The sequence below is a fragment of the Variovorax sp. Varisp53 genome, assembly GCF_059491555.1.
The window spans coordinates 2,624,951-2,640,398 of sequence record NZ_CP168512.1; the positions used below are offsets into that span (position 1 = coordinate 2,624,951).

At 64.9% G+C, this 15,448-nt stretch carries 13 protein-coding genes and 1 pseudogene; 11 read left to right on the top strand and 3 right to left on the bottom strand.

All coding sequences use genetic code 11. The features are described 5' to 3' along the window. Positions 1-5: 5 nt before the first annotated feature. From ACEOAB_RS12230 to ACEOAB_RS12245, 4 genes are read left to right on the top strand one after another with little or no spacing between them, the layout of a single operon-like run. Positions 6-434 (top strand): Zn-ribbon domain-containing OB-fold protein, encoded by a 429-nt coding sequence (locus ACEOAB_RS12230; RefSeq protein WP_056598624.1) that lies wholly within the window; start codon positions 6-8, stop codon positions 432-434. After that, positions 431-1,585, top strand: a complete 1,155-nt coding sequence (locus ACEOAB_RS12235; protein ID WP_056598627.1) for a thiolase family protein — start codon at positions 431-433, stop codon at positions 1,583-1,585. The genes ACEOAB_RS12230 and ACEOAB_RS12235 overlap by 4 nt, the downstream gene beginning before the upstream one ends. Before the next feature lie 26 nt (positions 1,586-1,611). Then, positions 1,612-2,430 (top strand): enoyl-CoA hydratase/isomerase family protein, encoded by an 819-nt coding sequence (locus ACEOAB_RS12240; protein WP_413748725.1) that lies wholly within the window; start codon positions 1,612-1,614, stop codon positions 2,428-2,430. Positions 2,431-2,488: 58 nt separating this feature from the next. Further along, complete coding sequence (locus tag ACEOAB_RS12245) at positions 2,489-3,304, top strand: SDR family NAD(P)-dependent oxidoreductase (RefSeq protein WP_413748724.1); 816 nt, start codon at positions 2,489-2,491, stop codon at positions 3,302-3,304. Between the two features lie 57 nt (positions 3,305-3,361). Here the strand turns inward: ACEOAB_RS12245 and ACEOAB_RS12250 are convergent. Beyond that, positions 3,362-3,699 (bottom strand): annotated as a pseudogene (locus tag ACEOAB_RS12250) (NAD(P)/FAD-dependent oxidoreductase); the annotation flags it as partial. Positions 3,700-3,899: 200 nt separating this feature from the next. After that, positions 3,900-5,231: a phosphate/phosphite/phosphonate ABC transporter substrate-binding protein gene (gene phnD / locus ACEOAB_RS12255; protein ID WP_495653755.1), complete on the bottom strand. Its 1,332-nt coding sequence runs from the start codon at positions 5,229-5,231 to the stop codon at positions 3,900-3,902. 6 nt (positions 5,232-5,237) lie between these two features. Here phnD and ACEOAB_RS12260 point away from each other — a divergent pair, with 6 nt between their 5' ends. From ACEOAB_RS12260 to ACEOAB_RS12285, 6 genes are all read left to right on the top strand, one after another. Next, on the top strand, positions 5,238-5,924 hold the full coding sequence (locus ACEOAB_RS12260) for a response regulator transcription factor (RefSeq protein ID WP_007831000.1): 687 nt from the start codon (positions 5,238-5,240) through the stop codon (positions 5,922-5,924). A 1-nt stretch (position 5,925) separates the two neighbouring features. Next, positions 5,926-7,275 carry a sensor histidine kinase gene (locus ACEOAB_RS12265; RefSeq protein ID WP_413748723.1) on the top strand — a complete coding sequence of 450 codons (1,350 nt, stop codon included), beginning with the start codon at positions 5,926-5,928 and terminating at the stop codon, positions 7,273-7,275. A gap of 131 nt (positions 7,276-7,406) precedes the next feature. After that, on the top strand, positions 7,407-8,456 hold the full coding sequence (locus ACEOAB_RS12270) for an ABC transporter substrate-binding protein (protein WP_082572361.1): 1,050 nt from the start codon (positions 7,407-7,409) through the stop codon (positions 8,454-8,456). 10 nt (positions 8,457-8,466) lie between these two features. Beyond that, the gene (locus tag ACEOAB_RS12275) at positions 8,467-10,689 is read left to right on the top strand and encodes an ABC transporter permease (RefSeq protein ID WP_413748722.1); all 2,223 of its coding nucleotides are present in this window, start codon (positions 8,467-8,469) and stop codon (positions 10,687-10,689) included. A 26-nt stretch (positions 10,690-10,715) separates the two neighbouring features. Further along, on the top strand, positions 10,716-11,765 hold the full coding sequence (locus ACEOAB_RS12280) for an ABC transporter ATP-binding protein (protein WP_413334432.1): 1,050 nt from the start codon (positions 10,716-10,718) through the stop codon (positions 11,763-11,765). 118 nt (positions 11,766-11,883) lie between these two features. Then, positions 11,884-12,801, top strand: coding sequence for an AraC family transcriptional regulator (locus ACEOAB_RS12285; protein WP_413748721.1), 918 nt, complete (start codon positions 11,884-11,886; stop codon positions 12,799-12,801). A 547-nt stretch (positions 12,802-13,348) separates the two neighbouring features. Here the strand turns inward: ACEOAB_RS12285 and ACEOAB_RS12290 are convergent. After that, on the bottom strand, positions 13,349-14,815 hold the full coding sequence (locus ACEOAB_RS12290) for an aminotransferase-like domain-containing protein (protein ID WP_413748720.1): 1,467 nt from the start codon (positions 14,813-14,815) through the stop codon (positions 13,349-13,351). Positions 14,816-15,172: 357 nt separating this feature from the next. Here ACEOAB_RS12290 and ACEOAB_RS12295 point away from each other — a divergent pair, with 357 nt between their 5' ends. Continuing rightward, on the top strand, positions 15,173-15,409 hold the full coding sequence (locus ACEOAB_RS12295; RefSeq protein ID WP_413748719.1) for a hypothetical protein: 237 nt from the start codon (positions 15,173-15,175) through the stop codon (positions 15,407-15,409). Positions 15,410-15,448 lie beyond the last annotated feature (39 nt).

Here is a 15,448-nt window from a genome sequence, read left to right on the forward strand (position 1 = left end):
TTTCTATGACCACTGACCTACGTGGCCTGCAGCCACAGCATCCGACGCTCTACCAGCTCGCGCCCGACGGCGAGTCGCTGGAGTTCCTCTTCGCGCAATGTCCGACGTGCCGCAAGCTCGTCTTTCCCGCCAACGTGCCCGGCTGCAGCCACTGCGGCGATCCGCTGCAAGGCGCCGAGAAGCTCGCGCGCCCCGGCGGCGGCAAGCTGCTGGAGTACGTGACCCTGCACGTGCCGCTGCTGCCCGGCATGGACGTGCCCCGCATCGCCGCCGACATCCTCATCGAGGACGGGCTCGTCGAGGAGGGCGTGATCGCCGGATCGGACGAGTCGGCCCTGCGCGTCGGCATGGTGCTGCGCGCCGTCGCTGTCGCGCAGCCCGGCGGCGAAACCTTCGCCTGCCGCTTCGTTGCGGCAGAGGGAGCGGCGCGATGAGCAACTGGATCGACGACAACGAAGGCGTGTACGTCGCGGGCATCGGCATGCACGCATACCAGTTCCCGAGCGAGACGCCCTACACGCACCTGGGCCTGGCCGCGGTGCGCGCCGCGCTGGCGGACGCGGGCCTGGCCTGGCCGCAGGTGAACAGCGCCTACGTGGGCACGACCTCCATCGGCATGGCGGCCGGGCGGGTGATGCTGCGGCACCTCGGCTCGAGCGGCCTGGCGGTCACCCAGGTCGAGAATGCCTCGGCATCGGGCTCCTTCGCCTTCCGGCAGGCGTGCATGGAGGTGGCGCGCGGCGTCAGTGACGTGGTGCTGGCGGTGGGCGTGGACAAGCACGGCGACGCCCGGCGCGCAGCCGACAAGGAGGGGCTGGCCCGCCTGAGCGAGACGGCCAACGTCCCCGCGGTGAAGTTCGCGATGATGGCCCGCACCTACCTGCGCGAACGCGGCGCGGACGCGGCCTCCATGGCGCAGGTAGCTGTGAAGAACCATGGCAACGCCTCGCGCAATCCCTTCGCGCAGTTCCGCAAGCCGCGCACCCTCGAACAGGTGCTCGCCTCGCCGGCCGTGGCCGGCGACCTGACCGTGCAGCAATGCTGCCCGCGCGGCGAGGGTGCCGCGGCCGCGATCGTCGTCTCGGGCCGCGCGCTGCGCCGGCTCGGCCTGGACGCTTCCCGCTGCGTGCGCGTGCGCGCCTCGACCGCATGCAGCGAAACACCCGAAACCTCCTACGGCGCCGCGGCGGTCGACCTCGTGCGCGCCAGCGCCCGCGCGGCGCTCGAGCAGGCGGCGATTCCCGCAAGCCGGCTGGACCTGCTGGAACTGCACGACGCCTTTTCGGTGGAGGAACTGCTCTACAGCGAAGCCATCGGCGTGTGCGAGCCGGGCGAGGGGGCCGCGTACCTGCTGCGCGGCGACTCGCAGATCGGCGGGCGCTGCGCGATCAACGCGTCGGGCGGTCTGATCGGCATGGGCCACCCGCTGGGGCCGACGGGCATCGGCCAGATCGCGGAGATCACGCGACAGCTTCGCGGCGAGGCCGGCGACCGGCAGCACGAAGGTGCCGGCTGGGGCATGGCCCACATGATCGGGCTCGGGTCTGTGGCCATCGCGCACGTCCTTTCCCGCGCCACGGCATGACAGCGCAAGAAAACGAAGGAAACACCATGTCTGAAAACACCTGGCCCGACCACGTCGACCTGCCGACGCTTACCTACCGCGTCGAGGGGCACGTGGCCGTCGTGACGCTAAACCGGCCGGACCGCATGAACACGCTGGGCGGCACGATGAAGCCCGACCTGGCCCATGCATTCTTCGAACTGGCCCGCGCCGACCAGCGCGTGCGCGCGGTGGTGCTCACGGGCGCCGGCGAGCGGGCCTTCTGTGCCGGCGCCGACATCAAGGAGCGCGCCGACCATCAGATCTGCGCCGCCGACTTCTTCGTCGCGCAGAAGGCGACGCACGACCTGTTCCGCGGCATCGAGGAGTTCGAGAAGCCGACCATCGCGGCGATCAACGGCATCGCGCTCGGCGGCGGCCTGGAACTGGCCCTGTGCTGCGACCTGAGGCTGGCCGCCGACCATGCGCGCCTGGGCCTTCCGGAGGTGCGGCTGGGCGTGATCCCGGCTGCCGGCGGCACGCAGCGGCTGCCGCGCCTGATCGGGGAGGCGCGCGCCAAGGCGCTGATGCTGACGGCGGCCCAGATCGGTGCTTCCATGGCCCTGGACTACGGCCTGGTCACGCAGGTGCTGCCCGGCGCCGAACTGATGCCGGCGGCCATCGCGCTCGCGCAGCAGATCGCCGAGATGCCGCCGCTGGCGGTGCGTTTCGCCAAACGGGCGGTCAACCGCGGCATGCAGACCGACCTGGACAGCGGCCTCGAGTACGAGCGCTATGCCGCGGCCCTCCTGGTGGACAGCGAGGACCGCAAGGAAGGCATGCGTGCCTTCGTCGAGAAGCGCAAGCCCGTGTTCCAGGGGCGCTGAGAGCGCCCGCCCGCATCCTCATTTCTCCATTCATCCGACAGCAAGCAAGGAAACACACATGAAACTCGGTTTGGACTCACAGGTCGCCCTGGTGACCGGCGGCGGCCAGGGCGTGGGACGGCAGATCTGCATCGAACTCGCCCGCGAAGGCGCGCGTGTCGTGGTCAACGACCTGTTCCCCGAAAGGGCGCAGGCCGTGGCGCGCGAGATCGAGGCGCAGGGCGGCAAGGCGCTGGCCGCGCCCGCCGACATCACGCAGGCCGACCAGGTGCACGCCATGGTCGAAGCCGCTGCGCGGCACTTCGATGCGCCCGTGCAGATCCTCGTGAACAACGCCGGCATCATTCCCGAGCGGCGCGAGAAGGGCGGGCGCACGCCGGCCTTCGTCGACATGCCGGTGGCCGACTGGGCCAAGATCGTCAACCTCAACGTCTATGGCACCTTCCACTGCTGCCATGCCGTGCTGCCCGGCATGGTGGCCGCCAAAGGAGGCCGGATCGTGAACATCATCTCGGAGGCCGGCCGCATCGGCGAGGCGAACATGGCCGTCTATTCCGGCGCGAAAGCGGCCATCGCGGGCTTTGCCAAGGCGCTGGCGCGCGAGCATGGACGGCACGCGATCACCGTCAATTCGATTGCCCTTGGTGCGGTTTCGCATGAAGGTATCAAGGATGGGCCGTTGCATCCGGATGCGACGATTCAGAACAACGAATTGCTTGCAAAAATGGTGAACCTCTATCCGATCTCGAAGGGGGTAGGCCGGCTGTCCAGGCCAGACGATGTCTCCGGTTTTGTCGCGTTCCTTGCTTCCGAGCGCGCGTTGTTCGTCACCGGTCAAACGATCGGGGCATCGGGTGGATTTGCCATGATCTGAGGAGCGTGCGGCGCGACAACCCTTGAGGTTGCCGCATCGGCCTCACTGCCGTTTGTTTCAGGCGATCCTGAAAGTAGCCACCTTGCCCCATGCCGACTGCTAAATCGCTCCGGTCGATACGGCATGGGATCGAAGATCGGGGCGGCACCCGTGACCAGATCGCCGATGAGATGGCCCGCGCCGGGGCCGATACCGAAACCGTGGCCGGAAAACCCCGCGGCCAGGATGAACCCTGGGATGCCAGGCGCTTCGCCGATGCCGGACACGCCGTCTGGCGCGCTGTCGACAAATCCAGCCCAGGCATTGGCAACCCTCGCTGGGCGAAGCGCTGGCAGCAGGTCGATAGCCCGGCGGTGTATCTCTCTCTCCGCTGCAGGATCGGGCCGAGGGCCGAGGGTCGAGGACTCTCATGCGCGCAGACCGGTCACTCGACAGTGAAACAGAATCCAGTCATTCCGGACCTGAATTACTGCATTCATGTCAATCTCGATCTACTACAACTTTCACCACAAGAGCAACCTTGCGGCAAATGGTGCACTCCACCTTCGCCTCTTCAACGTCCTGTGGCAGGACGGTGGACTTGTTCAGATCATTCTTAGCTCGTAGATCGCAGCAGCTGCTCCATCCTCGAGCCGCGCTGCATGACCGCGCCGGCCTTCTGCATCCGCTCCTTCTCGCTCAGCCCGGGGTCGCGCATGATCTGCTGGCTCGCCTTGAACATTTCCAGGTTCGCGATGGTGATGAGCTGCCGGTTCGAGGACTGGCGCCAGCCGGTCAGTTTGTTGATGTCCCAGAGGATCCTTTTCTCCTCCGGATCCTTGGTACCGAATCCGTAGGTGAATGAGGCGATCCTCTGTTTCAGCTGCTGCGGCAGCTCGGTGCGCCAGACCATCGGGGATTCGGGAATGTCCGGCGACTCCCACAGCACGCGGATCTTCGCGGCGTCGGCCGGGCGCCGGGAGCGAAGGTTGTCCAGCTCCGAAGTGTTGTTGGTCGCGACATCGACCTCCCCTTTGGCAACGGCCAGCAGGTTGGCCTCGTGGCTTGCGCGCCGGACTTCCCTGAACAGTCCCGCCGGGTCGATCACTCCCTTCTTGACGAAAGCGAAGTACATCGGGACGAGATGTCCGGAGGCACTCTTTTCGTCGCCGTCGCCGAAGCGCAACTGCGGGGCCGTGCGGATCAGGTCCTCGAGATCGCGCAGCTTGCTGTCCCGCGGCACGATGAGGATCGAGCGATAGGAGGCCTTGCCCTGGTTAACCATGGTGGCGAATACGCTGCCGACCCCCATCTCCACGATGTCCAGCGCGGCAGCATTTCCGAGCCACGCCACGTCCATGCTCCCGGCCGCGAATTCCTTTACGATTTCATCGGCGGCACCGAACACGCGCCGGTCTATTGCGGTGCCCGTTGCAAGCGCCATCCGATCAAGGAACGGATTCCAGTTCTTCAGCATGACTTCGGGGTCCCGGGGGCTGATGAGTCCGAAAGTCAGTCGGGCGGTGGGCTGAGGCCCGGGCGGTCTTGCGGCCTGGGGCGTGCCTTGCGCCCAGGCGGGCGCGCATCCGGCAGTGCCGGCTCCGATCAAAAAATGGCGTCGTTTCACTGTGTCTCCTGATGCTTTTGCAGCATGTGTCGTTGGTGGGCGAGGCAGCGGACACCTGAGCAGCCAGATGCGCAGCCCCGAATCCATGATTGAGTTGCCGTGCGCCGGGACCGAGAGGAAAAGCACGGTAGTCGTGCGAAAGCATGTTGAAAGACTCGAGTCCGGAAGATGGATGTCGGCGGCCATGAACGTGACGGTCGCCCGGGGCGCAAGTGCGAGCCCGGCGGCATCGGCTTCAGGCCGGGCGGTTTTTCTTTCGACTGTCTTTCGACTGTGCGTGGTGCAAGCCCCAGTTCGTGGCAAGACCCTTGATGGCACCATTCGTCCATGAAGCTTTTGCTCGTGGAAGACGACTTTGACCTGTCGGGGGTGCTCTCCCGCAGCTTGTCGTCGCGCGGCTTCGAACTGCTGTGTTGCAGCGACGGCGTCGAGGCCTTGGCCGCGGCTCGCAAGAAAAGCTTCGACATCATCGTGCTCGACCTCTCGCTTCCCGGGCTCGACGGGCTCGAGCTCCTTCACCGTCTGCGCGGCGACGGAAACGCGACCCCGGTGCTCGTGCTGACTGCCAGGGGCGCTGTCGGGGACCGGATCGCCGGTCTCAACGCCGGGGCCGATGACTATCTGGCCAAGCCGTTCGACCTGGAGGAGTTGATCGCGCGCGTCGGCGCGTTGACCCGCCGCTTCGGGCGCGACGGGGAGTTCAGGTGCGGACGACTGCGCTACGAGGCGTCCGCCAATGTTTTCTACAAGGACCAGAGCCCGCTCGATCTCTCGCAGCGCGAGGCCGATCTCCTGAAAAAGCTGATGTCACGCGTCGAGCACGTCGTCCCCAGGGAGGTACTGAGGGACGCGGTGTTCGGCGCGGACGCGGCGCAGGCGGACGCCATTGACGTCGTCGTACACCGGCTCCGGAAGAAACTGGTCGGCGCGAATGTCGAAGTGCTGAACCTGCGGGGAGTCGGATATCTGTTGTGCGACGACGCGTCGGTGGCGGCGCAGCGTCCATCCCCTTGACATGAAGTCGCCGCTTCAACCGCCGCGCGCTGGGTCGCTTCGGCACTTCCTGCTTCTATGGCTCCTCGGGGGGCTATGGCTCCTGATCGCGTGCATCGTGCTCGTCCATCTGGTGGCGGGCCTGATCACCTTGGCGCGCGAGCAGGATGCCCGCCTCGTCGCGAAGCTTGGGCGGATCGACGCGGCAGGCGGTGGCGAGATGCAAGGCGTTCAGGGCCCGGTGCCGCCGGTGCCATCGTTCTATCGGGTCAGTGCCATCGACGGAAGCCTGGTCGCGGGCGACCGCATGCTCGAGGCATTTCCGTGGACCGCGACCCTGCCGGAGTCCGGTGATCCCCGCTTCTATGTGAGCCAGCGGAGCGGGACATCCGTGCGGGCCGTAGCGGCCCTGCGAAAGGACGCCCACGACCCTGACCGGAAGGTGGTCGTCCAGTTTGCCGAACCGATGCGTGCGCGCTTCGAGGTCTGGGACGAGCTCCCCGGGCCGCTGCTCGGATGGATTGGCGTGGCAGCCGCCGGCATGTCCCTGGTGGTGATTTCGGGTGTGGCCATGACCTCGCGATGGCTGGAGCGTGCGCGCCAGGCCCTCGATGCGCCGCAACTGGACGTCGGTCTCTACGACGGGCCGTCCGAGCTGCGCCCGGCGATGGCGCGCATGCACGAACTCCATCTGCGGCAGCGCGAATGGGTGGAAGAGCAGCGCCGCTTCCTCGCCGACGCGTCGCACCAGCTGCGCACCCCCATGTCGGTGCTCCGGACTCAGCTGCAGTCGGCTATCGCGGGCGATGTGCCGGCCTCCGAGATCCTGCCGCAGATGCTGCATACGGTGGATCGGGCGACGGACATGGCCAATCAGCTGCTCAGCCTGAGCAAGCTCGAGCAGATCAAGCGTGCGGGCCGGCTGCGGACCGTGCTGCTGCACGCCGTGGCCCTGGACGCGGTAATGGAGCTCGCACCGCTCGTCGCGGCCAAGCGCCTGGACTTCGCGCTCGAAGGCGACGATGGGCTTGGCGCCACCGGCGATCCGCTCATGCTCGGCGAGCTGCTTCGCAACTTGCTTGCGAACGCGATACATCACACGCCCGACGGCGGCCGGCTCGGCATCCTGATGCGCGCCTATGCCGCAACGATCGAGCTGGTGGTGTGGGACGGTGGGCCCGGCTTGGACGATGCGTTGCGCCCGAGGCTGTTCCAGGCGTTCTCGGCGACCAAGGGCGGTGTTGGGCTGGGGCTGTCCATCTGCCGGCAGATCGCGGAAGCCATGGGCGCGACCATGGAGATCCACAACCGCGTCGACGGCGGCCGCGTCATCGGCGTCGACGCCGTGGTTCGCTGGAGCCAGGGGCCCTGACCGCCGACGGCGCCGCGTGCCGCATCGCTGCGCTTGCCGCGTCCTTCAATCCATGCCTTTTCACAGCCTTCGCGTGGCTGGGGGCAGTGCTTTCACAAATTTCTCTGGATTCAACCGTCAAGGAGACGAACATGAAGAAGAAAAACGCGCTTGCCGCTCTCGCGGTCCTCGCCATGGCAGGCATGACCGGTCTGACCGGCGTGCCTGTCGCCCACGCGCAGGGCGCAGGCCAGCTGAACGTCATCTGTTCCGTCCAGGACGAATGGTGCTCGCTGATGAGCACGACTTTCGCCCGCAGTTCCGGCATCAAGGTCAATGTGCTCAAGCGAGGCAGCGGCGAGGCGCTGGCGCAGCTGCTGGCGGAGCGCAGCAATCCGAAGACCGACGTGTGGTTCGGCGGCACGGGCGATCCCCACCTGCAGGCCGCGGAGCAGGACTTGACGCTCGAGTACAAGTCGCCATCCCTCCCGCAGCTCCACGCCTGGTCGCAGTCGCAGGCCGAACAATCGAAATGGCGGACCGTCGGCGTCTACTCCGGCCCGCTGGGTTTTGCATTCAACACCGAGCTGCTGGCGAAGAAGAAGCTGCCTGAGCCCAAGTGCTGGAAGGACCTGCTCTCGCCGGCGCTGCGCGGCGAGATCCAGGTTGCCAACCCGACGAGCTCGGGCACCGCCTACACCATGATCGCGACCCTGGTGCAGCTGATGGGGGAGGACAAGGCTTTCGAGTACATGAAGGCTCTGCACAGGAACGTCGGGCAGTACGCGCGCTCCGGCACGGGTCCCATCAAGGCCGCGGCACGCGGTGAGACCACGGTTTCCATCAGCTTCGTCCATGACGCGCCCAGCGAGCAGATGCAGGGCTTTCCGATCGCGACCGCGACACCCTGCGAGGGAACGGGCGCGGAGATCGGATCGATGTCGATCGTCAAGGGCGCACGCAACCTCGACAACGCCAGGAAGTTCTATGAGTGGGCCCTGACGCCGGCGGCGCAGCAGCTGGCAGCCGCGGCGCATCAGTACCAGCTGCCCTCGAACAAGTCGGCCAGGCTGGACAGCCATGTTCCCGATTTCCGCAAGATCCGCCTCATCGACTACGACTACGCGAAGTACGGGCAATCGGCAGAGCGCAAGCGCCTGATCGAACGCTGGGACCGCGAGGTCAATTCCCTGCCACGTTGATCGGTCCGGCATGAAACTCAACGACAACAACCGACCGATCGCGGTCTGGTCGATCATCGGCCTCGTCGCTTTCTGCGTCCTCCCTTGGTATGCGCTGCCCGAAGGCTTGTCCGGACTCCAGGGCATCGGCGAATTGTTCGGCGGGCACGACAGCTCCAGCGCGCTCGCCCAGATCCTGCTGCATCGGCGTCCCTGGCTTGCCGTTGGGGTCTGGCCGCTGTTCGTTGCGCTGGTGTCCCTGCGCATGGCGCCGGGGGGCGCCCAGGGCCGCCTCCTCGCTTGGTGCAGCGCGCTGGGCGTGGCGGGAATGCTTCTCCAGGGCTTCGCCATCGGATTGCCCGCGGCCAGCGTGATCCACGGCGCAAGCCAGCCAGGTTTCGGCTGGGGGGCCATGCTGGTGCTGTGTTCGCTTCTTATGCTGGCCGCATTCGGCATGGCGCGAACCGGTGCATTCCGCGGCGACCTGTTCGTCGCGGCGGCGGTGCTGGGCGCCAGCAGCCTGCTCGTCACCTTCGTCGCCTTTCCGGTCTTCAGGTCGTTGTCCAGCGCCTTCCTCGACGACAGCGGCCACCCCAGTGTCGCGGCCTGGCTCGCACGGATCGCAAGCGAGCGGATCTGGGGCATCGGCTGCGCATACTCCGCGCAGAGCTGCGGCGTCGCGTGGAACACGTTGGCACTGGCCACGTTGACCGGCCTCACCACGACGGTGCTCGGAACGCTGCTGGCCCTGATCGAGAACCGCAGCGACTCCAGAATCCGCAACGCGCTTCGATTCCTCGCGCCTTTGCCCATCATCACGCCTCCCTTCGTCGTGGGACTGGGCCTCATCCTCCTGTTCGGAAGGGCGGGCATCGTCAACCAACTGATCGAGTGGGCCTTCGGCGTGGAGCCTACGCGCTGGTTCTATGGCTGGTTCGGCGTCTGGCTTGCGCAGCTGTTCGCGTTCACACCGATCGCCTTCCTGATCGTGCGCGGCGTCATCGAGGGCATCAGCCCTTCGCTCGAAGAGGCATCGCAGACCCTGCGCGCGGGCGGCTGGCGCACCTTCCTGTACGTCACCTTCCCGTTGATGCTGCCGGGGCTCACGAATGCGTTTCTCGTCGGCTTTATCGAGAGCATCGCCGACTTCGGCAACCCGATCGTCGTCGGCGGGCAGTTCTCGGTCCTGTCCACGGAGATCTTCTTCGCCATCGTCGGCGCCCAGTTCGATCAGGGCAAGGCAGCCGCGCTCGCGCTGATCCTCACCGTGTTCGCCCTGGGCGTCTTCGCGCTCCAGCGCCGCGTCCTCGGCCGGAAGAACTTCACCACCGTCTCGGGCAAGGGCGACGCAGGGCTTGCGATGCGCCTGCCCGACGGGCTGCGGCGCGCGGCGCTGTGCGTGGTCGTGCCCTGGCTGATCTTCACTCTGGTTGTCTACGTCTTCGCGTTCTGCGGCGGCTTCGTGCAGACCTGGGGACGGAACTATTCGCCGACCCTTGCCCACTTCCGCACCGCCTTCGAGGTTGCGATCGAGGGTGGTGCCGTGCAATGGATCGGCGTGGCCTGGGACTCGCTCTTCACGACGGTGCGGCTGGCCGCGATTGCGGCACCGCTCACGGCGGGCATGGGCCTGCTGATCGCCTGGCTGCTGGCCCGTGTCCAGTTCCGCGCGCAGGGCGTGTTCGAGTTCTCGGCGCTCATGGCTTTCGCGATTCCGGGGACCGTCCTGGGCGTCAGCTATGTCCTGGTGTTCAACGTTCCGCCGCTGGAGATGACCGGCACCGGCCTGATCATCGTGATGTGCTTCATCTTCCGGAATCTCCCGGTGGGCGTGCGGGCCGGTGCCGCGGCATTCAAGCAGCTCGACAAGTCGCTCGACGAGGCCTCGCTGATGCTTCGCGCCTCGACGGCGCGGACGCTCTGGTCGGTCACGCTGCCGCTGCTCAAGCCTGCTCTGGCCGCATCGCTCATCTACAGCTTCGTGAGATCGATGACCACCGTTTCCGCGGTGATCTTCCTCGTGACGGCCGAGACGGAACTGGCCACTACTTTCATCATCGGGCGAGTGGGCCAGGGCGACTATGGCGTGGCCCTGGCATACAGCACCGTCCTGATCGTTCTGATGGCACTGGTCACGGGCCTGGTCCAGTGGCGGGTCGGCAATCGCCGCCTGGGCAGAAGAGCTTCCGCGGCGGCAACACCCGCCGGCGCGTCCGACGTAAATCGCAGCCCGGCGGCAACTGCATCGCCGTGATCCCAATCCTCCAGCGAAAGAAACTCATGTACGGCATCGAATTCAAGAACGTCTCCAAGAGCTACGGCACGGGTGCCGGCGCGCCGATGGTCGTCAAGGACATCAGCTTCGGTGTTCCGAAGGGAACGCTGACCACCATCCTCGGACCGTCGGGATGCGGAAAGACCACGACACTGCGGATGATCGCGGGCCTGGAAAGCCCTAGCTCGGGCCGCATCTTCATCGACGGCACGGATGTCACCACGCTCGGTGCGGCGCTGCGGAACGTGAGCCTTGTGTTCCAGAGCTATGCGCTGTTCCCGCACATGAGCGTCATCGAGAACGTGTCCTACGGGCTGCGCATGTCAGGCCTGCCAACGCCTCAGGCCAGGGAAAAGGCGGGGCTGATGCTCGAGACCGTGGGCCTCAAGGGCATGAACGAGCGCATGCCCAGCGAGCTCTCGGGTGGCCAGCAGCAGCGGGTCGCGCTGGCGCGTGCGCTTGCGCTGGAGCCTGCTGTGCTCCTGTTCGACGAGCCGCTGTCCAACCTGGATGCCCGGCTGCGGCGCTCCATGCGCGAGGAGATCCGCTCGCTGCAGCAGCGCCTTTCCCTGACGGTGGCCTACGTGACGCATGACCAGAGCGAGGCGCTGGCGGTCAGCGATCACATCATCGTGATGGATCAGGGGGTGATCGCGCAGCGCGGGGCACCGCACGAACTGTACGAATCGCCGCAATCCGAATTCGTTGCGGGCTTCATGGGCGAGGCCATGCTGTTCGATGGGCTTTGCGATGAACAGCGACGGGTTGGCCTGGGTACCCTGAGCATCGCCGCACCTGCGGGAATCGGTCAGGGCCCCGTGAAGGTCGCGGTGCGTCCGGAGGCCTGGGTCATCAGGCCCGTCTCCAACGACGGCCTCGCGGCGCGGGTGATCAAGAGAACCTACGTCGGCAGCACTGTCGAGTACACGTTCTCCAGCCAGCTCGGCGAGATCTTCGTGGTGTCGCCCGAAGTCAGGCAGACCTTGGCGCATGGCGCGCCGGTGAGCCTGCACCTGGCCGACCACGGCGTTTCCATCGTTTCCTCGGTGAAATAGGCGGGCGCCCGCTGCGTTCGCAGGACATCGGTGTCGACGCCGGCGAGATAGCCTTCAGATCATGCAGACGAGATTCCGACGACCGGCGATTGCCGCCAGTAGGGAAGATTGCAATCCCTTGCTGCAGCTTCCCGAATTCGACGACAAGCAGTCGAGGAACCTGCAGCCTCGCCAGTCGCTGTTCGACATGAATTCCTGCCTGTCTTTTTCGGAGCATGGCGTGCCATGGCAACCCGGGCGCTTGCGTTACCACCAGGATTTCGAACTCCACGTCATCATGGCTCCGTTTGCTTGTGCTTTCGTCGGTGACGAGATCCACAGCTTCGCATCGGGCAATGTCGTCCTGATCGGCCCGCGCCTGCCGCACAACTTTCGGTTCACGGGCACGGCCGATAGCGCTCGCGCGGCGACGAATCCCGTTCTGCGATTCGCCGATGCACCCTTGCGCAAGAGCATGGTCCTGCTGCCGGAGCTGCGCGAGGCCGAAAGCCTTCTGGACAGGGCCCATCAGGGCGTCGAGTTCGTCGGGTTCCGGGAAGTCGCTATGAAGTACTTGGCGCGAATCGAGCAAAGCCGAGGGCTGGAGCGTTTCTCGGTTTTTTCGGCGCTTCTGGACGAGCTCGCGCGATGGAAGGACACAAGGGTCCTGACGAAGCTGAAGTACGGGCAGGCGCAACCCCTGGCTGGCTGCCGGTCGGAAAAGATCTACGCCGTGCTGGACTACCTCCGGGTGAACTACATGCAGGAATTCAGCCTGCCCGAGATCGGCGCCATGGTCGGGATGCACGAGGCGGCGCTTTCCCGCCAGTTCCGCAAGCTTACCGGCAGAACATTCACCGCCTTCGTTGCCGAACTGAGGGTGGCCAAGGCCTGCCAGTTGCTCCTCCATAGCGACCGGCAGATCAGCGCCATCTGCTATGCCGTCGGCTTCAACAACATTTCGAATTTCAACAGGCACTTCCTCAAACGCAAGGGCCTGACGCCGACTGAGTACAGGGCGCTCGGCGAGCTGGGCCGACGCAGCGGCTTGGACTGAACCCCATCGACTGGAGCACTGGGTTCATCGGAACTAAGCCACCTGCTGAGCGAGTTGGGATTCGAATTCGCTGGTTGGGCGGTCGCCGAACGCTGAGTGCAGCCGCTTGGCGTTGTAAACCTCTTCAATAAACCGCGGCAGCCGTGTTTCCACGCCTGCGAACGACTCGTGGCCTGCCAGATGTTGATTTCCATCTAAGTTTGACCCTCACGATAACCCTGATCTGCTCTCTCGCAACACCATCCGCAGGTGCCCGCGCGAGGGCGAGGCTGCGCCCAGCCAGCCTACGATTCCGGCACCAGTGACTCACAACGCGACCGCATCCTGAGGGCGCAGGCCTTCTGTGTCCGTACCCGTACGCATGCAGCTAAATTTGCGCAGGATCTTCAAGATCGCGATGGAGCTGCACGAGCCGGGTGAATGTCACTGTTCTGATGCTCGCGTTTCGTGCCATCTTGCGGCGAAGTGTCGACGACTGGATAGAAGCGGCGCGCGTGACGTTGAGAGTCAGTCGAAGGCGACGGACGTCGAACTGCATTGACGCCGACTAGGGTCTCGACGAACGTTCTTCGACGCTTGACCCGGATTTTCCAATCGTAGATTTAAGCTGCGCGTTGGCGAGATCTCCAAGACTCCTGATAGCCCCTTCCAAGCGCGGGTCGCCGGGATACCCGTAGTTAATGCGCAGGTGCCGGGTGTATCGGCGGTCGGCTGAAAACAAATGGCCGGGCGCTACGCCTATGCCGAGCCGAAGAGCGTCTTGGTGCAGTGCGAGCGTGTCGACACCTTCTGGCAGCGCGAGCCACAGGAAATAGCCACCCTCGGGGCGCGTGACCCGCGTTCCAGCCGGAAAGTATCGATCGATAAGTCGCAAGCAGGCAGCCTGCTGGCAACTGAGCGAATGCTGCAGGGCGCGCAAGTGACGATCGAAACTCTTGTGTTGCAGGTACTCCTGCAACGCCAGTTGAGAGGGGAGTGCTGTCGCCAGCGAGCTCATCAACTTGTTCCGACCCAAAGTGGCTGCAAAGCGACCACCCGCTACCCAACCGATGCGATATCCGGGTGCCAGGGATTTCGAGAAAGAACTGCAGTGCAGCACCCAGCCAGCCCGGTCCCAGGCCTTGGCCGGTGGCGGTCTCCGAGGCCCATGCGCGAGCTCGCCGTACACGTCGTCTTCGATCAGCGGTATGGCGCGGGTGGCGAGCATGCTGACCAGTTGCTCTTTGGCTGCGTCGCTCATGGTGCAGCCCATTGGGTTCTGGAAGGTCGGCATGAACCAGCAGGCCTTCACCGGATGCTGGTCGATCACGCGAGCAAGAGAGCCGAGATCCACGCCTGTTCGCGGGTGGGTCTCAACCTCGACCGCGCGAAGACCGCGCCGCTCCAGTGCCTGCAACGCAGCATAAAAGGTTGGCGTTTCGATCGCCACGACGTCGCCTGGCTGCGTCACCGATTCGAGCGCAAGATTGAGTGCTTCCATCGCCCCGCTGGTGATGACCAGTTCTGACGCAGGAATATCCATCCCCACGCTGCCGTAACGCAGGGAGATCTGATGGCGTAAAAGGGCGTTTCCTGGTGACAAATCCTCGACGGTCTGCCAGGGATCCATCCGCTTGAGCGCTCGCGTCAGGCCGGCGGCAAGTTGCTCGAAGGGAAACAGCTCTGGCGACGGAAAGGCCGAGCCGAGCGGGACCATGTCGCGCTCGCGAGCCTGTGCAAGGACCTGAAAGACCAGCGACGAGACGTCGACCGACATGGACCGCAGGACAGGTTCGCTCGCGGCGAGTTCGTTGGCCGGCACTTCCGCGCGCGCTCGGACGAAGTATCCCGACCGCTGCCGCGCTTCGACAAGCCCTTGCGCCTCCAGCAGGTAGTAGGCAGAGAACACGGTGGACGCACTGATGCCCATCTGCGACTTCAGTTCGCGCACGGAGGGAAGGCGATCGTTCGCCTTCAGGCTACCCGCGCGAATGCGCTGAGCGATGTTGTCGGCAAGCTTCTCGTAGCGGTTCATGGGCCTCCTTCTGATACGGTCGTTCTGGACCACTCCCGAGATTTTCGTATCAGACGTTGGCGTGCCCCGGAGCGACTACCGGCCTCCTTGCATCTGATACGGAAATTTTCAGGTGATCTGGTTCTGTACGTATCAGCCTGGAAGATGAACACTCGATAGCACGATGAGAGTGCTTCTGTGGTGCCGGCGGACTGCTCCGGCTTTCGACCCATGTCTTGCGTGCCTTTCGATGTGACTTGCGGATGCCCATTCAGCTCACCGCAACCGTTTCGTTAGATTGTTTTTCCGTTTCTTCATCGGTCTATTGAGCTACTCGCCGCACTCGGGCACTTCGCCGTCATTAATATCTTTTAAATCATGAATTCAATCCCTATCTCTTTTGTTATTTTCAAGATTCTCGTGCTTAGCGTGGGCATGTATTTGGCCGTCAAGTGGCATTACGATCGGGGACAGAAGGACAAGAATCAAAAGACAGCTGCAGTGGTACTGACATCTATCAAGGTGGGCGCAGCGTTCATCGCTTCTGCGTTCCTCGTGCTGTTCCTCACCTTTGAATTTTGCAATAGGATGGGTCTGGACCTGGCCATGCGGTGATTGGAGCCGCACTGATCTGTTGGGTGTGGATGCGGTCCG